The sequence below is a fragment of the Aquabacterium sp. genome (genome assembly GCF_044226965.1).
In the GTDB taxonomy this organism is placed as follows: Bacteria; Pseudomonadota; Gammaproteobacteria; order Burkholderiales; family Burkholderiaceae_C; genus Pseudaquabacterium.
In genome coordinates, this window is record NZ_JBGAGA010000002.1 from 1 (window position 1) to 21,223 (window position 21,223).

16 protein-coding genes are annotated in these 21,223 nt (G+C 69.6%); 3 read left to right on the forward strand and 13 right to left on the reverse strand.

The features are described from left to right. The 5 genes from ACILR4_RS01040 to ACILR4_RS01060 all read right to left on the reverse strand — a co-directional run. The coding region (locus ACILR4_RS01040; protein ID WP_395698954.1) for an ABC transporter substrate-binding protein at positions 1–350 on the reverse strand (350 nt) is incomplete at its 3' end. A gap of 116 nt (positions 351–466) precedes the next feature. Beyond that, positions 467–1,195, reverse strand: coding sequence for an ABC transporter ATP-binding protein (locus ACILR4_RS01045; protein ID WP_395698955.1), 729 nt, complete (start codon positions 1,193–1,195; stop codon positions 467–469). 14 nt (positions 1,196–1,209) lie between these two features. After that, positions 1,210–1,980, reverse strand: a complete 771-nt coding sequence (locus tag ACILR4_RS01050) for an ABC transporter ATP-binding protein (RefSeq protein WP_395698956.1) — start codon at positions 1,978–1,980, stop codon at positions 1,210–1,212. Then, positions 1,977–3,122 carry a branched-chain amino acid ABC transporter permease gene (locus ACILR4_RS01055; protein ID WP_395698957.1) on the reverse strand — a complete coding sequence of 382 codons (1,146 nt, stop codon included), beginning with the start codon at positions 3,120–3,122 and terminating at the stop codon, positions 1,977–1,979. The genes ACILR4_RS01050 and ACILR4_RS01055 overlap by 4 nt, the downstream gene beginning before the upstream one ends. 22 nt (positions 3,123–3,144) lie before the next feature. Further along, positions 3,145–4,068 carry a branched-chain amino acid ABC transporter permease gene (locus ACILR4_RS01060; RefSeq protein WP_395698958.1) on the reverse strand — a complete coding sequence of 308 codons (924 nt, stop codon included), beginning with the start codon at positions 4,066–4,068 and terminating at the stop codon, positions 3,145–3,147. 279 nt (positions 4,069–4,347) lie between these two features. On the opposite strand from ACILR4_RS01060, the gene ACILR4_RS01065 reads away from it, so the two are divergent. Continuing rightward, the gene (locus ACILR4_RS01065; RefSeq protein ID WP_395698959.1) at positions 4,348–6,174 is read left to right on the forward strand and encodes a sensor histidine kinase; all 1,827 of its coding nucleotides are present in this window, start codon (positions 4,348–4,350) and stop codon (positions 6,172–6,174) included. Then, a complete protein-coding gene (locus ACILR4_RS01070) occupies positions 6,167–7,504 on the forward strand; it encodes a sigma-54-dependent transcriptional regulator (protein WP_395698960.1) in 1,338 nt (445 codons plus the stop codon). Before ACILR4_RS01065 ends, ACILR4_RS01070 begins: the two co-directional genes overlap by 8 nt. Here the strand turns inward: ACILR4_RS01070 and ACILR4_RS01075 are convergent. The 8 genes from ACILR4_RS01075 to ACILR4_RS01110 all read right to left on the reverse strand — a co-directional run bounded on the left by ACILR4_RS01075 (position 7,492) and on the right by ACILR4_RS01110 (position 17,708). Next, the gene (locus ACILR4_RS01075) at positions 7,492–8,925 is read right to left on the reverse strand and encodes an NAD(P)/FAD-dependent oxidoreductase (protein WP_395698961.1); all 1,434 of its coding nucleotides are present in this window, start codon (positions 8,923–8,925) and stop codon (positions 7,492–7,494) included. The genes ACILR4_RS01070 and ACILR4_RS01075 overlap by 13 nt on opposite strands. Then, complete coding sequence (locus ACILR4_RS01080) at positions 8,900–10,258, reverse strand: SPASM domain-containing protein (protein ID WP_395698962.1); 1,359 nt, start codon at positions 10,256–10,258, stop codon at positions 8,900–8,902. Before ACILR4_RS01080 ends, ACILR4_RS01075 begins: the two co-directional genes overlap by 26 nt. Beyond that, positions 10,258–11,940 carry a ferritin-like domain-containing protein gene (locus ACILR4_RS01085; protein ID WP_395698963.1) on the reverse strand — a complete coding sequence of 561 codons (1,683 nt, stop codon included), beginning with the start codon at positions 11,938–11,940 and terminating at the stop codon, positions 10,258–10,260. Before ACILR4_RS01085 ends, ACILR4_RS01080 begins: the two co-directional genes overlap by 1 nt. Beyond that, positions 11,937–13,577 (reverse strand): hypothetical protein, encoded by a 1,641-nt coding sequence (locus ACILR4_RS01090; protein ID WP_395698964.1) that lies wholly within the window; start codon positions 13,575–13,577, stop codon positions 11,937–11,939. The genes ACILR4_RS01085 and ACILR4_RS01090 overlap by 4 nt, the downstream gene beginning before the upstream one ends. Before the next feature lie 13 nt (positions 13,578–13,590). Beyond that, a complete protein-coding gene (locus ACILR4_RS01095) occupies positions 13,591–15,123 on the reverse strand; it encodes an FAD-binding oxidoreductase (protein ID WP_395698965.1) in 1,533 nt (510 codons plus the stop codon). Between the two features lie 107 nt (positions 15,124–15,230). Then, positions 15,231–15,908, reverse strand: coding sequence for a Crp/Fnr family transcriptional regulator (locus ACILR4_RS01100; protein WP_395698966.1), 678 nt, complete (start codon positions 15,906–15,908; stop codon positions 15,231–15,233). Positions 15,909–16,098: 190 nt separating this feature from the next. Next, positions 16,099–16,671, reverse strand: a complete 573-nt coding sequence (gene greB, locus ACILR4_RS01105; protein WP_395698967.1) for a transcription elongation factor GreB — start codon at positions 16,669–16,671, stop codon at positions 16,099–16,101. Next, positions 16,668–17,708, reverse strand: coding sequence for an AraC family transcriptional regulator (locus ACILR4_RS01110; protein WP_395698968.1), 1,041 nt, complete (start codon positions 17,706–17,708; stop codon positions 16,668–16,670). The genes greB and ACILR4_RS01110 overlap by 4 nt, the downstream gene beginning before the upstream one ends. Positions 17,709–17,831: 123 nt before the next feature. On the opposite strand from ACILR4_RS01110, the gene icmF reads away from it, so the two are divergent. After that, positions 17,832–21,122 (forward strand): fused isobutyryl-CoA mutase/GTPase IcmF, encoded by a 3,291-nt coding sequence (gene icmF / locus ACILR4_RS01115; protein ID WP_395698969.1) that lies wholly within the window; start codon positions 17,832–17,834, stop codon positions 21,120–21,122. The last annotated feature ends 101 nt before the right edge of the window (positions 21,123–21,223 follow it).

Sequence of the window (21,223 nt, forward strand, 5' to 3'; positions counted from 1 at the left end):
TGGTTGTACACCGTCGAGGCGGGAATCGTGGTGCCGGAGTTCAGGTGGCCCACCACGCCGTTGACCTTGGCGTCGCACAGCTTCTGCGCCGCGGCCGTGCCCTGCTTCGGGTCGGCTGCATCGTCTTCGGCCACCAGCTCAAGCTTGACCTTCTTGCCGCCGATCGTCACGCCCTTCTTGTTCAGGTCGTCGATGGCCATGCGCGCGCCGTTCTCGTTGTCCTTGCCGTAGTGCGCCTGTGCGCCGGAGACGGGGCCAACGTGACCGATCTTGACGACCTCTTGCGCGTACAGCGCGCCGGCCCACAGGGTGATGGCCGCCGCGGCGACGTGGTTCAGACGAAAGCTCATGGTCTTGGATGCTCCTGGATAGAAATGGATGTGTGCGACCGCGCCGTTCATTCCCCATGGGCGTGCGGGTGGCCGCCCCGGTCGCGAGTCGATTCGAGAGAAACGCCCGCGTTGTGCTATTCCCCGAGGTAAGCGGCCTTGACCTTGGGATCCTCGGCCAGCGCCTTGGCCGGCCCGCTCATCGTGATTTCGCCGGAGTCCATCACGTAGGCGCGATCGGCCAGGCTCAGCGCGCGCATCGCGTTCTGCTCGACGAGCAGGATCGCGGTGCCCTGGCGGTGGATGTCGGCCACCACCTCGAAGATCTTGTCGACCATGATGGGCGACAGGCCCATCGAGGGCTCGTCCAGCAGCAGCAGCCTGGGCCGTGCCATCAGCGCGCGGCCCATGGCCAGCATCTGCTGCTCGCCGCCACTCATCGTGCCGGCCAGCTGGTGGCGCCGCTCCTTCAGGCGCGGGAACAGGCCGAAGACCTTCTCGATGTCGTCCTGCACGCCGCGCGGGTCGTTGCGCAGGAAGGCGCCCATCTGCAGGTTCTCGACGATGGTCATGCGGGTGAAGGTGCCGCGTCCTTCGGGCACCATCACCAGGCCCTGCTTGACCAGGTCCCAGGCGCCCTGGCCGCGGGTGGTCTTGCCCATCAGCGCGATCTCGCCATCGGCCAGCGGCTGCAGCCCGGTGATGGCCTTCAGCGTGGTGGTCTTGCCGGCGCCGTTGGCGCCGATCAGGCTGACCAGTTCGCCGGGGCGCACCTCGAAGCTCACGCGCTTGACGGCCAGGATGCCGCCATACGCCACCTTGATGCCGGTGGCCTTGAGCAGCGGGGTCGTGGAAGTCTGGGACATGGTTCAGTTCCTCGTCAGGCGGCGTGCGCGCCGAGATAGGCCTCGATGACCTTGGGATCGCGCTGCACTTCGGCCGGGCGGCCTTCGGCGATCTGCTTGCCGTAGTCGAGCACCGTGACGCGGTCGCACAGGCCCATCACCAGCTTCACGTCGTGCTCGATCAGCAGGATGGTGCGGCCGTCCTTGCGGATGCGGTCGATCAGCTCGCGCAGCACCACCTTCTCGGTGGCGTTCATGCCGGCGGCCGGCTCGTCCAGCGCCAGCAGCTGCGGGTCGGTGGCCAGCGCGCGGGCGATTTCGAGGCGGCGCTGATCGCCATAGCTCAAGGTGCGGGCCTTGAACTCGGCATAGCGGCCGATGCCCACGTAGTCGAGCAGCACCTGCGCGCGTTCGGCGATGCGTTCTTCCTCGGCGCGGAAGCCGCCGGTGCGGAACACCGCGCCGAGCAGGCCCGACTGCGTCCGCACATGGCAGCCGACCATCACGTTCTCCAGTGCCGTCATTTCCGAGAACAGGCGGATGTTCTGGAAGGTGCGGGCGATGCCGGCCTTGGCCACCTCGTGCACCGCGCTTGGCTTGTAGGCCTGGCCACCCAGCTCGAAGGTGCCACCATCGGGCGTGTAGAGCCCGGTGATGACGTTGAAGAAGGTGGTCTTGCCGGCGCCGTTCGGGCCGATCAGGCCATAGACCTGGCCGCGCTGGATCGTGACGCTCACGTCACTCAGCGCCTGCAGGCCGCCGAAGCGCTTGGACGCGCCGCTGACGCGCAACACCGGGGCGCTCATTGCACGGCCTCCGCGGTGGCGCGCACGGGGGTGGCGGTGGGTTCGGGGTCGACGCGTTTCGCAACGGACTTGCCACCATGCTCAGGCGCCGGCCACAGGCCGCGCGGACGCAGCAGCATCACCAGGATCATCGACAGCGCGATCAACAGTTGCCGAAGGATGGCTGCGTCCAGCCGGCCGTCGGTCATCGCCTGCAGCGGACCGGCCACATAGCGCAGCACCTCGGGCAGCGCGGCCAGCAGCACCGCGCCGGCCACCACGCCGGGGATGTGGCCGATGCCGCCGACCACCACCATCGCGATGATCATCACGCTCTCCTGCAGCGAGAACGATTCGGGCGAGACGAAGCCCTGGAAGCTGGCGAACATGGCGCCCGAGACACCGCCGAAGGTGGCGCCCATGCCGAAGGCCAGCAGCTTCAGGTTGCGCGTGTTGATGCCCATGGCCTTGGCGGCAATCTCATCCTCGCGGATCGCCATCCAGGCGCGCCCGATGCGGCTGCGCTCGAGCCGCCGGCACAGGAAGATGCTGCCCACCACCAGCACCAGGAACAGGTAGTAGTAGTTGCTGACGTTGGCGATCTCGAAGCCGAACAGCTCGTGCGGCTTCATGAAGTTCAGGCCGAAGATCGAGAACGCGTCGATCTGCGCGATGCCCTTGGGTCCGTTGGTGATGTTGACCGGCGCGTCCAGGTTGTTCATGAACACGCGGATGATTTCGCCAAAGCCCAGCGTCACGATGGCCAGGTAGTCGCCGCGTAATTTGAGTGTTGGCGCGCCCAGCAGCACGCCGGCCAGGCCGGCCAGCGCGGCGGCCGCCGGGATGATCAGCCACACCGGCATGTGCAGGCCGTGCGGGAACAGCGCCTGGATGGCCGGGAACGACTCGGTCAGGTGCGGCGAGGCCAGCAACGCGAACAGGTAGGCACCCACCGCGTAGAAGGCCACGTAGCCCAGGTCCAGCAGGCCGGCGAAGCCGACCACCACGTTCAGGCCCAGCGCCAGCAGCACGTACAGCAGCGCGATGTCGAGGATGCGCACCCAGGCATTGCCGAACTGCTGCGCCAGCAGCGGCAGCACGATCAGCGCCACAGCGGTCAGCAGCGTGCTGGCGGAAAGGAGTTTCTTGTTGCTCGTCGTCATGATGTGATCTGCCCTGCCCTGTTCATGCGCGGTCGGCCACGCGCTCGCCCAGCAGGCCGGAGGGCCGCAGGGTCAGCATCGCGATCAGCACCAGGAAGGCGAAGATGTCCTGGTAGTGGCTGCCCAGAATGCCGCCGGTCAGGCCGCCGATGTAGCCGGCGCCGAGCGACTCGATCAGGCCCAGCAGCAGGCCGCCGACCATCGCGCCCGGCAGGTTGCCGATGCCGCCGAAGACGGCCGCGGTGAAGGCCTTCAGGCCCGGCAGGAAGCCCATCGTGTGCGAGGCCGACCCATAGTTGGCTGCCCACATCACCCCCGCCAGCGCGGCCAGCGCGGCGCCGATCACGAAGGTGGCCGAGATCACCAGGTCGGGCTTCACGCCCATCAGCGCGGCCACGCGCGGGTTCTCGGCGGTGGCGCGCATCGCGCGGCCCAGCCGCGTGTGGTTGACCAGGAACATCAGCCCCGCCAGCGCCACCGCGGTGATGCCGAGGATCAGGATCTGCATGTTGTTGATCACCGCGCCGCCGACGTCGAAGGTCTGCACCGGCACCAGGCTCGGGTAGGGCTTGACGTTGGGCTGGAAGATCACCATCGCCAAGGTCTGCAGCAGCAGGCTCATGCCCATCGCGGTGATCAGCGGTGCCAGGCGCGGTGCATTGCGCAGCGGCCGATAGGCCACCTTCTCGATCGAGTAGTTCAGCGCGCAGCTGACGACGATGGCGGCGATCAGCGCAATCAGCAGCAGCAGCCAGCCCGGCAGGCCGTTGTCCTGCAGCACGTGGATGACCTGCCAGCTCGTGAGCGCGCCGATCATCAGCACCTCGCCGTGCGCGAAGTTGATCAGGTTGATGATGCCGTACACCATCGTGTAGCCCAACGCCACGAGGGCGTACATGCTGCCGAGCACGAGCCCGTTGATCAGCTGTTGAATGAAGGTCTCCATCGGATCTTTCTCGCGTCTTGGCGCTGTGTGCTTGGGAAAACCGGCGCTGTATTGCACGGCGTGTGCCAACCCGCGCCGCTGTGCCGGCACACGGGCCCGAAAGCGCTGCGTTTCACTCGTGGGCGGCGCCTGTTCGGCTGAAGCGCCGCACGCCACGCCAGCCGCCGGCAGCGCGGAAATCCACACCACCGAGCGAAGCCGCGGTATGGATTTCCGCCCACGACAAAGCCCGCCGGGCTTGGCACACTGATGGTCCCGGTTCCGCCTCCGTCTCCGCCGTTGCTTCCGCACCGCTCGATCCGTCGTTCGCTGGTCACCCTGGCCATGGGCCTGGTGATGCTTGCCCTGGTGGCCACCGGCGCCACGCTGGGCTATGGCTGGAGCGAACGCCAGGGCCTGGTGCAGCTGAGCGCGGTGGCCACCGAGCGGCTCGAGCTCTATGCCTCGGCGCTCGAAGCGGAGATCGCGCGCTATGCCTACCTGCCGGGGCTGATGGCCATCGACACCGACATTGCCGCGCTGCTGGCCAACCCCGGCGACGCCACCCGGCGCGAGCAGGCCAACCGCACGCTGGCGCGCATGAACGCGCGCGCGGGCTCGCTGCAGATGCAGATCCTGGGCAGCGACGGCAGGCCCATGGCCAGCAGCGATGCCCACCTGGCCGCGGCGCCGGTGGCGCGCCCGCCCTTGCCCGCGGCCGACGACATCACCGACTTCTTCGCCGCCAACCCGGTCAACGGCAACACCGAGTACTACTTCGTCTACGTGCTGCGGCGCGAGGCGGCCGGCAGCCCGAAGATCGTCGTCAAGGTCAGCCTGGCGCCGCTGGAGGCCACCTGGGTCGACCTGGGCGCGCGCTCGCAGAGCGAACGCCTGCTGGTGCTGGACGAGAACAACGTGATCGTGATGTGCTCGGTGCCGGCCTGGAAGTACCGCACGCTGGGCGTGCTGGACCCCGGCCGGCTGCGCAGCCTGGGTCGCTATGCGCAGGCGCCGCTGCTGCCGCTGACGCTGGCCACCGAGGTGCGGATGAACCCCGGCATCGTGCTGGTGCGCGCCACCGACCCGGCCGATGCCGACGGCCGCCAGCGCGTGGCACTGGAGCGCAACATCGTGCCGCTGGCCGCGCGGCTGATGGCAATGTCCGACTCCACCGAGGTCGAACGCAATGCGCGCTACGCGGCCTGGGGTGGCGCGGCGGGCGGCGCGGCGGTGGGGCTGCTGCTGCTGTACCTGCTGCAGCGCTGGCTGGCGGTGCGGCAGCTGCAGCGCGCGCGCAATGCGCTGCAGCGCGCGCACGACCAGCTCGAGCGCCAGGTGAGCGAGCGCACCAGCCAACTGCAAAGCGCGAACGACGAACTGAAGCGCCAGATCGAGCAGCGCCTGCAGGCCGAGGACGAACTGGTGCAGGCCGGCAAGCTGGCGGTGCTGGGCCAGATGTCCGCCGGCCTCTCGCACGAGATCAACCAGCCGCTGACCGCCCTGCGCGCCCTCTCGCGCAACACCATCCGCCTGCTCGAGGCGGGCCGCGTGTCGACCGTGGCCGACAACCTGCGCATCATCGACGAGATGACCGAGCGCATGGGCCGCATCATCACGCAGCTGAAGTCCTTCGCCCGCAAGGGCCAGACCTCCTCCGGTGCGGTCGACCTCGGCCAGGCGGTGCACGACGTGCTGGTGCTGCTGGATCACCGGCTGCGCGAGCTGCGGGTGCAGGTGAAGCTCGACCTGCCGCCCGAGGTGCGGGTGCGCGCCGACATCACGCGGCTCGAGCAGGTGCTGGTGAACCTGGCCACCAATGCCCTCGACGCGATGGCCCAGGCCCCGGTGCGCGAGCTGGTCATCGGCGCGCAGCGCCAGGGGCCGCGGCTGACGGTGAGCGTCAGCGATTCAGGCCATGGCGTCGACGAGGCGACGATGGCCCGGCTGCTCGAGCCCTTCTTCACCACCAAGCCCGCCGGCGAAGGTCTGGGCCTGGGCCTGGTGATCTCGTCCAAAATCATTCACGAATTCGGCGGCACGCTGCGCGCGCAGCGCGCTACCGTCGGCATGCGGTTCGAGTTCGATCTGGAAGTCGTCGAGGAAGAGAAGGACGTGCATGTTTGAGGGCTACAAGGTCATCTTCGTCGAGGATGACCCGCCGGTGCGGGCCAGCCTGGTGCAGACGCTGGAGCTGGCGGCGCTGGAGGTGATGGCCTTCGGCTCGGCCGAAGAGGCGCTGCCGCACATCACGCCCGGTGTGCAGGCGGTGCTGATCACCGACGTGCGGCTGCCCGGCATGGACGGGCTGACGCTGCTCGAACGCGTGGCCGCCATCGACCCCGGCCTGCCGGTGGTGCTGGTCACCGCGCACGGCGACGTGCCGATGGCCGTGCGGGCGATGCGCATGGGGGCCTACGACTTCATCGAGAAGCCCTTCGCGCCGGAACGCTTCGTCGACACCGCGATGCGCGCGCTGGACAAGCGCGTCATGCGCCTGGCTCTCGACGACCTGCGCTCGCAGCTGCAGGCGCGCATCGGCATCGAGGCGGTGCTGCTGGGCGATTCGGCCGCGATGCAGGAGGTGCGGCGCAAGATCCTGCGCCTGGCCGACACGGCCGCCGACGTGATGATCCACGGCGAGACCGGCACCGGCAAGGAACTGGTGGCGCGCTGTCTGCACGACCACAGCAGCCGGCGCGACCGCAACTTCGTCGCGATCAACTGTGGCGGCCTGCCCGAGACGCTGTTCGAGAGCGAGCTGTTCGGCCACGAGGCCGGCGCCTTCACCTCGGCCGGCAAGCGCCGCATCGGCAAGATCGAGCATGCCAACGGCGGCACGCTGCTGCTCGACGAGATCGAGTCGATGCCGATGGCGATGCAGATCAAGCTGCTGCGCGTGCTGCAGGAGCGCAAGGTCGAGCGCCTGGGCGCGAACGAGCCGGTGCCGGTGAACCTGCGCGTGCTGGCCGCAACCAAGGCCGACCTGCGCGAACTCAGCGAGCAGCAGAAGTTCCGCGGTGACCTGTACTACCGGCTCAACGTGGCGGTGCTGCAGCTGCCGCCGCTGCGCGAGCGGCGCGACGACATCCCGCTGCTGTTCGAGCACTTCGTGGCCGCTGCGACGCAGCGTTATGGACTCACCGCCCCCGAGCCCAGCCCGAGCTACCTGCGCGAGCTGATGGCGCACGACTGGCCCGGCAACGTGCGCGAGATGCGCAACGCGGCCGACCGCTTCGTGCTCGAAGGCGGCAGCGGCCCGCTGGACCCGGCCGCCGATTCACCGCTGAGCCTGGCGCAGCAGGTCGACCTGGTCGAGAAGGCGCTGATCGAGCAGGCCCTGCGCCGCCACCAGGGCCGCGTGCCCAAGGTGATGGAAGTGCTGGGCATCGCGAAGAAGACCCTGTACGACAAGCTGCACAAGCACGGCATCGATCCGGACCGCTACCGCGGCTGAAGCGGCGGCGCGGTATCGGCCACCACCACGCCCAGCCGCCACCAGCTCTGCAGCAGGCCGGCGGCCCCCTGTGCGCCGAGCCGCGCGGCCCAGGCCTGCAGCACGCGCGCGACGCTGCTGCCCGGCGCCAGCGCCGCCAGCAGGTCGGCCACCGGCTGGCCTTGCACGTAGCCGACCGGGCCAGGCAGGCCGGGATGCTGCAGCGCCGGGGCCGCGACGATCCAGTCGCCTTCGAGCATCGGTGCCGGCTGGAAGCGGCTGCGGCCGTCCAGGCGGATCGGAAGGTCCAGTGCCGGCAATGGGTCCGCCGGGCTGACCGAGGGCGCGGGCAGCTCGCGGCTGGCCGCGTCTTTTGCGCGCTGTGCCCAGAACGGCGTGCCGAAGTGGCGTGCGGCCTCGGCATCGTATCCGGCACGCCAGCGGCGGTGGCGCTGCCATTCACGCTCGACCTGCTCCTGGAGAAAGGCCTGCGCCAGCGCGGTGTCGGCCGGGCGGCCCAGCATCGTGTGCAGGCAGGCGGCGGCCTGCACGCCACTGCGCATCGCCGCGGCCACACCTTGCGACGACAGTGGATCGAGGCTGAAGGCGGCCTCGCCGGCGCGCACGCAGCGGGGCTCGACCGTGCCGGCCGCGCGGCGCGGCGTGGTGTCGGCCACGCGCAGCGGCCGCGCCAGGTGGCCGCGCAACATAGACGCTATCAACCCATACCCGGCCAGGCTGTCGCGGTACAGCCGCTCGCGCGCGGCGGCATCCAGGCCACCCAGGCGCTGCGCATCGACGAACAGCGCGGCCGTGCAGCCGCCGTCGGGCTGCGGCGCGGCCCAGGCCCAGCCCTCGGGACCGGCCTGCACGCGGCTGTCGTGGCCCAGCGGCTGTCCGTCGCCCGACCAGCGGCCGACCAGTGCGGCGCCGCAACGCTCGCCCGGTGCGGCATCACCACTGCGCCCGGTGGCCCAGACGATGCCGTCGGCCCGCAGCAGCCGGCCATCGTGCAGCGGCAGCTCGAAGCCGCCTTCGGGCGCGCGCCGCGCCGCCCGCGCATGGGCGCCCAGCAGCCGCACGCCGGCGGCGCACGCCGCCTCGCGCAGCAGCGCGTCGAAGCGCTGGCGGTCGATCAGGCCACCGGACTGCACTTCGCCCGCACGCTGCGGGCTGCCGGCCCATTGCACCCAGGCGCCGCTGCTGCGGCAGCAGCCCGCCGCATCGACTGCCTGCTGCAGCCCCAGGCTGGCCAGCAGTGGCCGGAGGCTGGCCGGCGCCGATTCCACCGCCGCCGGCCGCCCCGGGCCGCCGCGCTCGATCAGCGTGACGCGGTGCCCCAGCGCGGCCATGCGCAGCGCGGCCGTGCAGCCCGCCGGGCCGGCGCCGACCACCAGCACATGCGCGGAACGATGCTCAGTCGAACGAACTTGGCCTGGCATCGGTGATGCGCACATAGGCGCCCAGGCAATGCGCCAGCCAGCCGCGGATGAAGTCGCAGGCGATGCGGCCGCGTTGCTGCACCTCATGGTGGCAGCCGCCGCCGCACAGGTAGCGCGCCCAGCAGCCGCTGCAAGGCTGCTGGCGGTCGACATGCCGCGGCCCCAGCCAGGCCTGCCGTGCGCGGTCGTCGACGCCGCCCTGCCCCACATGCCCCAGTGCGGCGCTGTCGTCGCCGACGAAGCGGTGGCAGGCGCTCAGCTGGCCGTCCGCCGCGACACCGAGGTAGGCCGCGCCGGCGCCGCAAGGCCAGGGCCGGTGCGTGCCGCGGTGGATTTCCTGCAGCGCGGCCAGCAGGTTGCTGAAGGGGTAGCGCTCGCTGCGCAGCCAGCGCGCCTCGGCCTCCTGCGCCACATCCGTCATCTGTGCCAGCAACCCCTGCATGTGTTCGCGGTTCAGTGCCAGCGCGGCGTCGCGCGAATGCAGTGCCGGCGAGACGCCGACCGAGTGGAAGCCCAGGCCCATCAGGTGCTCGACGCTGGCACGCAGGTCGTGATGTCGCGTCGTGACGGTCAGGCGGGCGCTGGCCTGCAGGCCCTCGGTGCCCTGCCGCGCGAGCAAGGGTTCCAGCCGCGCCAGGATGCGCGCATGGCTGCCGGTGCCACCAAGCGTGGGCCGCAGCGCGTCCTGCAGTTCGGCCTCGCCGTCCAGGCTGACCGTGACGGTGAAGCGATGCGCGGCCAGGAAGCGCGCGTCGTCCTCGTTCAGCAGCGTGGCATTGGTCGTCAACGCGAACTGCAGCGCCACCCCGCGCTGCGCGGCGAGCGCTGCCGCATGCTCGGTGACGCGCCGCAGCAGCGCGCGCTCGGTCAGCGGCTCTCCGCCCATGAAAGCCAGGCTGGCGCGGCCGCCGCGCTCGACGCCGGCCAGCAAGCCGTCCACCGCCTGCCGCGCAACGTCCCAGGACATCGCCTGCGCGGCGCCGCCGAAGGTGCCGCCATCGGCATAGCAGTAGCCACAGGCCAGGTTGCAGCGCTGCGCGATGGCCAGCGACAGCGCGTTCACCGGCGGCAGCGCATCGTCGCCCGGCCGGATCGCCGGCTCGCCGAGCAGGCCCCAGGCCGCCAGCAGACCGCGCTCGGCCGCCGCCCCCCCTTTGAGCGCCGCGTCAGTCAGGCGCTGCGCGAAGCCCTCGTCGACGTCGTAGACCCGCGAGCCGTCGGCCACCAGCAGGTGGTGGCCGCGCCCGGTGCTGAACGCAAAGGCCTGCGAAGGCCCGTGCGGCGCAGCCGCCTTGCGCGCGATGGCCGAAACCGGGACGCTGGCCAGCTGCATCACAGGGCGGCGAAGAACGGGATGCCGATGCCCTGGGCGGCGAGCGACTCGGCGTTCACCCGCAGCGCGTCCATCACGTTGCGCGAGGTCTGGATCGCCACCTGCGCCTTTTCGGGATGGTTGTGATATTGCGCCAGGTACGCGTCATGCAACGCGGCCAGCAGCGCCTTCACCTGGGCCAGCGCGTCGGCCGTCTGCGCTGGCGTGCCCGGCTGCACCGGCCGCAGGTAGGGCAAGGTCGGGCCCTGGCCGCCGCCGGCATAGGCCATGAGCGTGCGCTTCATCTCGGTGAAACGGTCGAAGTGGTCGATGCCGTCGGAGTCGATCTTCACCGCCAGCTGCCACAGGTTGCGCGGGTAGGCCTTGTCGCGCTCCAGCGTCGCGACGCAGCGGGCATAGTGCTCGTCGATGTTGCCGCCCGAGCGCTCGACACGGATGTAGTCGTCCAGCGCCGCATAGTCCAGCGGCCGCAGCGGCACGGCTTTCGTCGCCAGCACCGGCTGGTACTGCTTGCCCTTGGGGTAGAAGCCGGCCTGGTCAAGCGACCACAGCAGTTGGTTGGCCCAGCGCAGGTGGGTCATCTCGCCGATCGCGACGATGGTGATCGATTGCCGCACCGCCACCAGGTCGGCCGGCATGTTGGGCCACTGCTTCGCGTCGATCTCGTCGGGCGTGTGCAGCGAGAACAGGCCGTACAGGTATTCCAGGCACAGGCGCAGCTCCAGCGGCGCCAGGTGGTTCGTCAGCTCGCCGATCATCTCGGCGGCGTTCTTGTACGGCTTGGCCGAATCGGGCAGTGCCGGCTTGTAGGTGCCGGCGATCTCGTGGCCGCCGATCACGAAGGCCAGCGTCTGCCACTTCTGGTTGATCTCGAAATGGTCGATCTGCAGCGGCCGCGCCTCGGCGCGCGAGGCCGGTGCCGCCACCTCGCCGGCCGGCGTGCGATCGCGGCGCAGCCAGTCGAGCCAGGTGTTGGCGGTGTCGGGGTTGTCGGAGGCCGAGAGCACCACGTCCGGATGGTTCGAGGCCCAGTAGTAGCAGGCACAGTCGCGGAAGTCGTGCTGCCAGGGGTTGCACAGGCTCTGCGTCAGCTCGCCGGGCTTGAAGGCCGCGTCGATCACGCCGCTGTCGGTCACGTACTTTCGGCGATAGCCCGACAGCACCACCTGGGGCACCGGCTGGGGCACGCCGCGCTGCACCAGGCCGATGGTCAGCGGCAGGTCGGGCGCGATGCAGCGGATGAAGCGCCACACCAGTTCGCCGTCGTAGGGCGTGCCGTCGACCTGGTCGCAGCTGATGCGGTTGCTGCCCTGTTCGATCCAGCTGAGGTACCAGCGGCCGCTGGACAGCTGCACGCCGGTGTCGCCCGAGAGCTGGCCCAGCAGGGTCTGCACCCAGGGTTCGCTGCTGGTGGGCGTGAGCATCGGGTCCTGCAGGTAGTCCAGCGCGTGCAGGCGGATGCCGGCCTGGTTGGGCAAGGCCTCCGGCACCGGTGCGGCCGGCGCGGTGACGACCCAGAACACCAACCCCGGAAAGAAGCGGCCATCGAGGTTGCGCACGTCGAGCTCGAGGCCCGGGAAGCAGTTGCCGACGCTGGCATCGAGCCCGGCGCTGGCCGGGTTGCCCAGCACGCGGTGCGCGGCGCGTGCCGTCAGATTGCGGGGCTTGATCGGAAGGTTCATGCGTCCGCCCTGTCCTGCTGCGCCAGCAGGTCGAGAAAGTCGATCATCATCCGGTACTGCCGCCGTGTCAGCGACAGCGGCACGTAATACGCATCGCGCATGTACGGCGGCATGCGCATGTCGTGCATCAGGTCGCGCACCACACGCGGGTCGCGGAAGTTGGGGTCCGGCGGCGGCAGCGGCTCGGGGTGCCATTCGGTGATCAACCCGAAGGCCGGGCGCAGCAGGCGCCGCACGTGCGCGTGGCGGCGGCGCAGGAAGTCGATCAGGATGGCCTCTTCCATCAGCTGCGAGTGCACGAAGGGCACGGCCTGCGTGTAGCTCAGGCGGTCGCCGCGCACGCTGATCGTGTAGTCGCCCGGAGGCTGGTTCAGCGTGAGGTCGGGCACGCGGTCGATGTAGGGCTCGTCCTGCTGCGTCATGCTGGCCGGACCGGTCTGCGGCAGGCGTGGCGCGGGCGGCGCGCTCATGCCTTCGTTGTCCTGCAGCGCTTCGGTGCGGGCCTGGTCCATGTTCATCGACGCGGCGGTCTCGAACACACGGCGGAACAGCTGCACCACCTCGGCCTTGACCTCGTCGAAGTTCCCGGGCGTGACGGTCTTCAGCGGCAGGTCGCGGTCGGCCAGGTCGTCGGCCACCGAGTAGAACGGCCGCCGGTCGGGCGCGAAGGCCGGCGGGCCGACGAACACCCGGCCCTGTGCGGCATAGCGGTTGCCGCGCCAGGCCACCGAAACGGTGATCACCGCATCGCAGCTGTCGTCCACCACGCCCCAGCTGCGGTTGGTGCCGTCATCCGACCCGTCGTAGCCGTCCTGCGGCTGCGGGTCTTCGTACAGGCCGGTCACCATCACGTACTGCGACCACGGCGTGTCGTCGCTGAGGATGCGCTGCTCGGGCGGCACGATGGTGTGCACGCGGCCCTCGACGCTGTTGGCCAGCTGCAGCACGTCCACCGGGCCGGTGATGGTCAGCCGGTCGGGGCCCTGCACCGCGCGCGGCGGGCCGTAGACCTTGCCGGCCGCTGGCGTGAAGCGCAGGCGCAGCACCGACAGGTCGACTTCCGGAAACTTCGCGTCCGGCTTCGCGCTGGGCTTGATCCACTGCACCTGGCCCAGCGGCACCGGCTTGTCCGGCAGCACCAGCGGCTGCACGCCCGAGGTGTGCGGGCTGACGGCCTGCAGCGCGTGCACCGCGTGGTTCTCGCCGTTGAAGGCCACGCGCGCCTCGAAGCCGCAGGCCGAATCGTCGGTGCGGCGCGCGGCCTTCAGGTTCGCGGCCCACACTTCCACCGACAGGTGCCCGAGCGTGATGCGCAGCTCTTCCAGCACCGCCAGCGTGACCGGCTCTTCGTCGATGCCGCCATCGCTGCGCTGCAGCCGCGCCCACAGCTCGAAGAACGGCGCCACCGGCCGCACCTGGCCGTCGGGGTCCTTGAAGTGGATCTCCTTCGGCAGGAAGGGCTTGAGCTTGCCATCGGCGGCGACGTCGAAGCTCAGGGCCGGCTCGACGATCGTCAGCACCCGGCCATGCGCATCGCGCGAGACATGCCACTCGAAGGCCTCGAGCGGCTTGGCCGACGCCCCGAAGCGCGCCACCGCCATCGGCGGATTGAAGAACACTTCGACCAATGAGCGCATCGGCGGCGCCTCCTCAAGGCTTGATCGGTGGGGGGCCGTAGGGCTCGTAGACGATGGGGCCGGGCGCCGGTTTCGGCCACTTCTCGCCGGGCTTCGGCTTCACGCTCTGCTCGTAGTGGAAGAAATTGCCCGGGTCGTACTTGCGCTTGATGGCCAAGAGCTTCGGGAACTGCTCGGCCCAGTACAGCTCGCGGTAGTTCTTCTGCGCGGCGCGCGGGTAGTTCTGGTAGGCCTCGCCGCTGCCGTAGGGTTCCAGCAGCACCATGAAGTCGTCGAGGTAGGCCTCGATCTCACGGTGCTCCTGCTCGTTCATCCAGAACACGTCGACGAACAGGTCCATGTCCGCGTCGCGGTGGATCCACGCGGTGGCGTCGCGCGGCACGCGGTTGATCGCGCCGCCATAGGCCTCGATCGCGACGCAGCTCCAGGGGTTCGGGCTTTCGGCGAAGCGGCGGCAGACCTTCTGCCAGTCGCTCACCTTCAGCTGCTTGGCGATGATGGTGGACTGCTTGTCCTCGCGCGCCAGGTCAGGGCAGTTGGGCACGCCGGTCCACAGCCACTCGTTCAGCTCGTCGTAGGTGCCAGTCTTGTTCAGTGCCAGCTTCTTCAGGCCGGTGGCCTTCATCAGCGGCTCCAGCACCTTGCGGCCCTGCTTCTCGTCGCCCCACCAGATGCCACGCATCACCAGGCAGGGCTCGGCCGGGTCGCCCAGGAAGGTGAGCGCGGCCATGTAGCCCAGCTCGTCGGGCGCGCCGTGGCGCATGTAGCCCTTCTGCATCTCGTACAGCGCCTGCGGCGCTTCCTTCATGCTCCACTGCAGGCCCCAGCCCCACAGCGTGGCCGGCATCGGGTGCAGCTGGTAGATGCATTGCAGCAGCACGCCGAAGTTGTTGCCGGTACCGCCGCGCATGGCCCAGAACAGGTCGGCGTTGACCTCGGGCGTGGCGCGCACGATGCGGCCATCGGCCAGCATCACCAGCAGCTCGAGCACGTTGTCGGAGTTCATGCCCCACTTGCGCGAGGTCTGGCCGTAGCCGCCGCCTTGCATGAAGCCGGCCACGCACACGCTGCCGCAGATGCCGGTGGGCACGTGCAGCTGGTAGTCGGCCAGCGTGGCGTTGAGCTTGGCCCAGTCGGTGCCGGGGCCGCAGGTGACGGTGCGCCGGTCGGGGTCGACCACGATGGAATCGAGCCGCGAGACGTCGATCACCATGCCGTCGTTGGCCGACCAGCCGGCGGTGTTGTGGCCGCCCGAGCGGGTGGTGATCCACAGCTTGTGCTGGTGCGCGAAGGCCAGGCTCTGGTAGACGTCGCTGATGACCTCGCAGTAGACGATCAGCAGCGGGAAGTGCTGGAAGGCCAGGTTCTGCAGCTGGCGCGCGGCGGCGTAGCTGTTGTCTGACAACACCACCACCTCGCCTTGCAGGCCGTTCTGGAAGTCACCGAGCTGCTTCGCGGTGAAGGGTGTGCCGAAGCCCTCGATGACCCCGGCCCAGCCGGAGATGCGTTGCAGGCGTTCGCGTTGCTTGGCCGTTCTGCGCCACATGCGGTGACTCCTCCCGATGATGGCGCCCCGGTAGCGCCGCGGGCAAACATAGCATGTGTGCGGCCAGGCGCCGCCGCGCGTGCGGAAAAATCAACCGCCGCGGGTTTTCACCAGGCGTGCGGCAGCTTCTTGCGGATGACGAGGTGCTTGGTGTTCTCGTCCGGCGTCACGTAGCCACCGATCGCCAGCTCCTTCATCACCCGGTGCACCATCTCGCGCGAAGAGCCCACCCGGTCGGCGATGTCCTGCTGCGTCAGCTTCTGCCGCACCACGCGCGGCTCGGTCTGGCCGTTGGCGGCGTGGGCCGGCGGGTCGGAGAGTTCCATCAGCACGCGCGCGACGCGGCCGTACACGTCCTGCAGCGCCAGGCTCTTCACCTGCTCGGTCAGGCGCCGCACCATGCGGATCAGCTTGCGGGTCAGGTGGCCGGCGAATTCCGGGTGCTCGACCAGGAAGGCATCGAAGCCTTCGCGCTGCACCACGCAGCAGGTGGTGGGCTCGAGCGTCTTGATCGAGATCGAGCGCGGCTCGCCGTCCATCGCCAGTTCGCCGACGAAATGGCCGGGGCCGAGTTCGTCCAGCACGATCTCGCGGCCCTGCGTGCCGGCCGAGTACGCCTTCACGCGGCCGCTCAGGATGATGTACAGCGCGTCGCCCGCATCGCCTTCGTGGATGAGCACCGTGTTCGCAGCGAAGGAGCGTGTGCCACCGTGGCGCGAGATGGCCACCAACAGGCTGTGGGGCAGGCGGTCGTCGGCGGCGGTGGCTTCGGGGGTCGGGGTCATCGGCTGATTATCGACAAAGGACGTGGATGTAAATAAGTCACAAAGGTCCAGTGCATTGTGCCGACGACATCGGGTGCCCCCAAGGCCTACAGTGGCTTCAGACCGCGTCAACGGCACCAGCTCAGGGATGCAACGGCGGGTGGTGTCCTCGGAGGCCCCACCCGCCGATTTGCTTGGCCCCTGGCCGGTCTCAGCCGCCCGCCGGTGCCGGGTAGCGCACGGCCAGCACCTCGATGGTCTCGACGCCGCCCGGCGTCTGCAGCTTCAGCTCGTCGCCCTCCCGCGACTTCAGCAGCGCCCGCGCGATCGGGGCCACCCAGCTCACCTCGCCTTTCAGGTTGTCAGCCTCGTCGATGCCCTTGATCGTGATCGTCCGTTCCTCGCCCTTGTGGTTGGCATAGGTCACGGTGGCGCCGAAGAACACCTGGTCGCTGCCGTGGTGCGCCGAAGGGTCGGCCACTTCGGCTATGTCCAGCCGCTTGGTCAGGAAGCGGATGCGGCGGTCGATCTCGCGCAGGCGCTTCTTGCCATACAGGTAGTCGCCGTTCTCCGAGCGGTCGCCATTGCTGGCGGCCCAGTGCACGATCTCGACGATCTTCGGCCGCTCGTCGTCGATGAGCTGCAGCAGTTCATCGCGCAGGCGCTGGTAGCCCTGCGGCGTCATGTAGTTGCGGCTGCCCGCCGGCAGCGGTGGCAGGCCCGGGCCGCCGTCGTCATCGTCGCCGGCATCGCCTTCGGGCTCGCGGGTGAAGGCCTTGTTCATGGGCCGTGATTCTCGGCCTGCGCGGCCCGCCGCGCCGCACCGGGGGCCAGGCCGCTGCGCCGGTGGAACGCGCGGTGGAAGGCGCTGGCGTCCTCGTAGCCCAGGCGCGAGGCGATCTCGGCCACGCTGTGGCGCCCTTCGGCCAGCAGCTGGCGCGCGCGCTCGTGGCGCAGCTCGTCCTTCAGCCGGCGCCAGCTGCTGCCCTCGGCCTGCAGTCGGCGCCGCAGCGTCGCGGGCGACAGGCGCCATTCGGCGGCCAGGCCCTCCAGCGTCGGCCAGTGGCTGCCCGCGCGCTGCAGCCGTCGGCGCACCCGCTCGCCGAACGCGGCATGGGCATCGGCCACCTGCTTCATGAACACCGAGCGCGGTGCATCGCGCAGGAAGGCCTTCAGCGCGGCCGCATCCACCGCGGTGCGCTGGGCCAGCACGCGCGGGTCGAACACCAGCATCGTGCGCGGCGCGTCGAAGCGCATCTCGGGCGAGAACATGCGGCGGTACTCGTCGGCATGTGGCGGCCGCGCATGCGCCATCTCCAGCCGCGCCACCGGCACGCGGGCACCCGCCAGCCAGCACAGCAGGCCGTGCAGCATGATCAGCAGGGTCTCGTCGGCAAAGCGCCGCGCTTCGGGCTCGGGCCGTGCCGGGTGCGCGGCAGGCACCAACTGCAGGCGCGCCTCGCGGCCCTGCAGCGACAGGCTGGCCAGCACGTCGTCGAAGAACAGGTTGAAGCCGCGCAGCGCCAGCGTCAGGCCGGCCTCCACCGTGGCCGCCCCTGCCAGCGCGTGGCACAGCAGCGCAAAGCTGCCTGGCTTCATGCGCCGGGCGTCGAGCCCGAAGAATTCGTCGTCGATCTCGCGTGCCACCGCCAGCCACAGCGCGCCGAAGGCCGCGGCCGGCACCCGCGCGGCGTCGTCGGCCAGCGCCGCGGGCAGGATGCCGCAACGCTGCAGCAGGGCCCCCTGGCGCGCCGCCGGCACGCGCTGCAGCGCGCTGCGCACGAAGGCGATGGAGATGCTGTTGCGACCGGGGGATGCCATGCCCTGCATTGTGGCAAAAGCGCTCAGCACTGTGAGCGATTCGGCCATGCACGGAACAGGCCCTGCGGCCTAGACTTGCGCCTTCAGGCGCGGCTGCTCCGCGCCCTGCCGGAGACAAGCACCATGACCGACCTGTCCGCCGAATACAAGGCGCTCGCCGACTACCGCCCGCAGCACAAGGTGCGCTTCGTCACCGCCGCCAGCCTGTTCGACGGCCACGACGCAGCGATCAACATCATGCGGCGCATCCTGCAGGGCATGGGCGCCGAGGTGATCCACCTGGGCCACAACCGCTCGGTCGACGAGGTCGTCACCGCCGCGCTGCAGGAGGACGTGCAGGGCATCGCGGTCTCCAGCTACCAGGGCGGGCACACCGAATACTTCGGCTACATGGTGGAACTGCTGCGCCAGCGCGGCGGCGCGCACATCCAGGTCTTCGGCGGCGGCGGCGGCGTGATCGTGCCGGCCGAGATCCGCGCGCTGGCCGACCAGGGCGTGCGCATCTACAGCCCCGAAGACGGCCAGCGCATGGGCCTGCAGGGCATGATCGGCGAGATGGTGATGCGCTGCGACAAGGACCTGTCGCCGCACGCCCCGAAGACGCTGGACGCCCTCCAGGGCCATGGCGAAACCGCCTGGCGCGCGCTGGCCCAGCTGATCACCGCGCTGGAGAACGGACGCGCCGATGCCGCCCTGGTGGCCGCACTGCACGAGCGCGCCAAGACGGCCAAGACCCCGGTGCTCGGCATCACCGGCACCGGCGGCGCCGGCAAGTCCAGCCTGACCGACGAGCTGGTACGCCGACTGCGCCTGGACCAGGACGATGCCCTGCGCATCGCCGTGATCTCGATCGACCCGAGCCGGCGCAAGAGCGGCGGCGCGCTGCTGGGCGACCGCATCCGCATGAATGCGATCGGCCCCTGGCAGCAAGGGCCACGGGTCTACATGCGCTCGCTCGCCACGCGCGACACCGGCAGCGAGGTGTCGGCCGCGCTGCCCGACGTGATCGCCGCCGCCAAGGTGGCAGGCTTCGACCTGGTGATCGTCGAGACCTCCGGCATCGGCCAGGGTGATGCAGCCATCGTGCCGCTGGTCGACGTGCCGATGTACGTGATGACGCCCGAGTTCGGCGCCGCCAGCCAGCTCGAGAAGATCGACATGCTGGACTTCGCCGAGTTCGTCGCCATCAACAAGTTCGACCGCAAGGGCGCCGCCGACGCGCTGCGCGACGTGGCCAAGCAGGTGCAGCGCAACCGCGGCACCTTCAACGTGATGCCCGACCAGATGCCGGTGTACGGCACCATGGCCAGCCGCTTCAACGACGACGGCGTGACCGCGCTGTACCAGGCGCTCAAACCCCGCCTGGCCGCGCTGGGCCTGCCGCTGGCCGAAGGCCGCCTGCCCCCCGCGAACACGCGGCACAGCACGCACCAGACGCCGGTGGTGCCCGGTGCCCGCGTGCGCTACCTGGCCGAGATCAGCGACACCGTGCGCGGCTACAAGGCGCGCGCCCGTGCGCAGGCCCGGCTGGCGCGCGAGGTGCAGCAGCTGCGCGAGACCGCCCGCATGCTGCTGGAGGACGATGCCAGCAAGGACGGCGCGCGCAGCACGGTGCTGAAGCTGGCCGACGAGCGCGAGACCCGGCTCGACCCGGCGGCCCGCAAGCTGCTGGCCCAATGGCCCGAGATGCAGAAGGCCTATGCCGGCGACGAGTACGTCGTGAAGATCCGCGACAAGGAGATCCGCACGGCGCTGGTCCACACCACCTTGAGCGGCAGCAAGATCCGCAAGGTGGCGCTGCCGCAGTACGAGGACCATGGCGAGATCCTGAAGTGGCTGATGCTGGACAACGTGCCCGGTAGCTACCCGTACACCGCGGGCACCTTTGCGTTCAAGCGCGAGAACGAGGACCCCACCCGCATGTTCGCCGGCGAAGGCGATGCCTTCCGTACCAACCGCCGCTTCAAGCTGGTGAGCGAAGGCATGCCGGCCAAGCGCCTGTCCACCGCCTTCGACTCGGTCACGCTGTACGGCAACGACCCCGACCTGCGGCCGGACATCTACGGCAAGGTCGGCAACTCGGGCGTCAGCATCGCCACGCTGGACGACCTGAAGGTGCTGTACTCGGGTTTCGACCTGTGTGCGCCCAACACCTCGGTGAGCATGACGATCAACGGCCCGGCGCCGACGATCCTGGCGATGTTCATGAACGCGGCCATCGACCAGCAGCTCGAGAAGTTCGCGCAGGACAACGGCCGCCAGCCGACGGACACGGAGAGCGAGAAGATCCGCGAATGGGCGCTGGCCAACGTGCGCGGCACGGTGCAGGCCGACATCCTGAAGGAAGACCAGGGCCAGAACACCTGCATCTTCTCGACCGAGTTCAGCCTGAAGGTGATGGGCGACATCGCGCAGTATTTCGTGCACCACCAGGTGCGCAATTTCTACTCCGTGTCGATCTCGGGTTATCACATCGCCGAGGCTGGCGCCAACCCGATCAGCCAGCTGGCCTTCACGCTGAGCAACGGCTTCACCTTCGTCGAGGCCTACCTGGCGCGCGGCATGCACATCGACGACTTCGCGCCGAACCTCTCCTTCTTCTTCAGCAACGGCATGGACCCCGAGTACACCGTGCTCGGCCGCGTGGCGCGCCGCATCTGGGCGGTGGCGATGAAGGAGAAGTACGGCGCCAACGAACGCAGCCAGAAGCTGAAGTACCACGTGCAGACCTCGGGCCGCTCACTTCACGCGCAGGAGATCGCCTTCAACGACATCCGCACCACGCTGCAGGCGCTGATCGCGATCTACGACAACTGCAACTCGCTGCACACCAACGCCTACGACGAGGCCATCACCACGCCCACCGAGGAGAGCGTGCGCCGCGCGATGGCGATCCAGCTGATCATCAACCGCGAATGGGGCCTGGCGAAGAACGAGAACCCGAACCAGGGTGCCTTCGTCATCGACGAGCTGACCGAGCTGGTGGAAGAAGCGGTGCTGGCCGAGTTCGAGAAGATTGCCGAGCGCGGCGGCGTGCTGGGCGCGATGGAAACCGGCTACCAGCGCAGCAAGATCCAGGAAGAGAGCATGCACTACGAGATGCTCAAGCACACCGGCGCGTACCCGATCATCGGCGTCAACACCTTCCGCAACCCGCACGGCGACCCGGTGCCCGAGCACATCGAGCTGGCCCGCTCGACCGAGGAGGAAAAGCAGAGCCAGCTCGCCCGCCTGGCCGACTTCCACGCGCGCCATGCCGCCGAGGCACCGGTGCTGCTGGCGCGGCTGCAGCAGGCGGTGATAGCCAACAGCAACGTCTTCGAGGTGCTGATGGACGCGGTGCGCTGCTGCTCGCTGGGGCAGATCACCCGCGCGCTGTTCGAGGTGGGCGGGCAGTACCGGCGCAGCATGTGAGCCGCCGCAGGCGTGCACATTGCACGCCTGCATCGCCGCATACTTGACTTTCGGCACCGCAGTGAACCCGGGTGCCGCGCCAGAATCCCAGCCGATGTTGA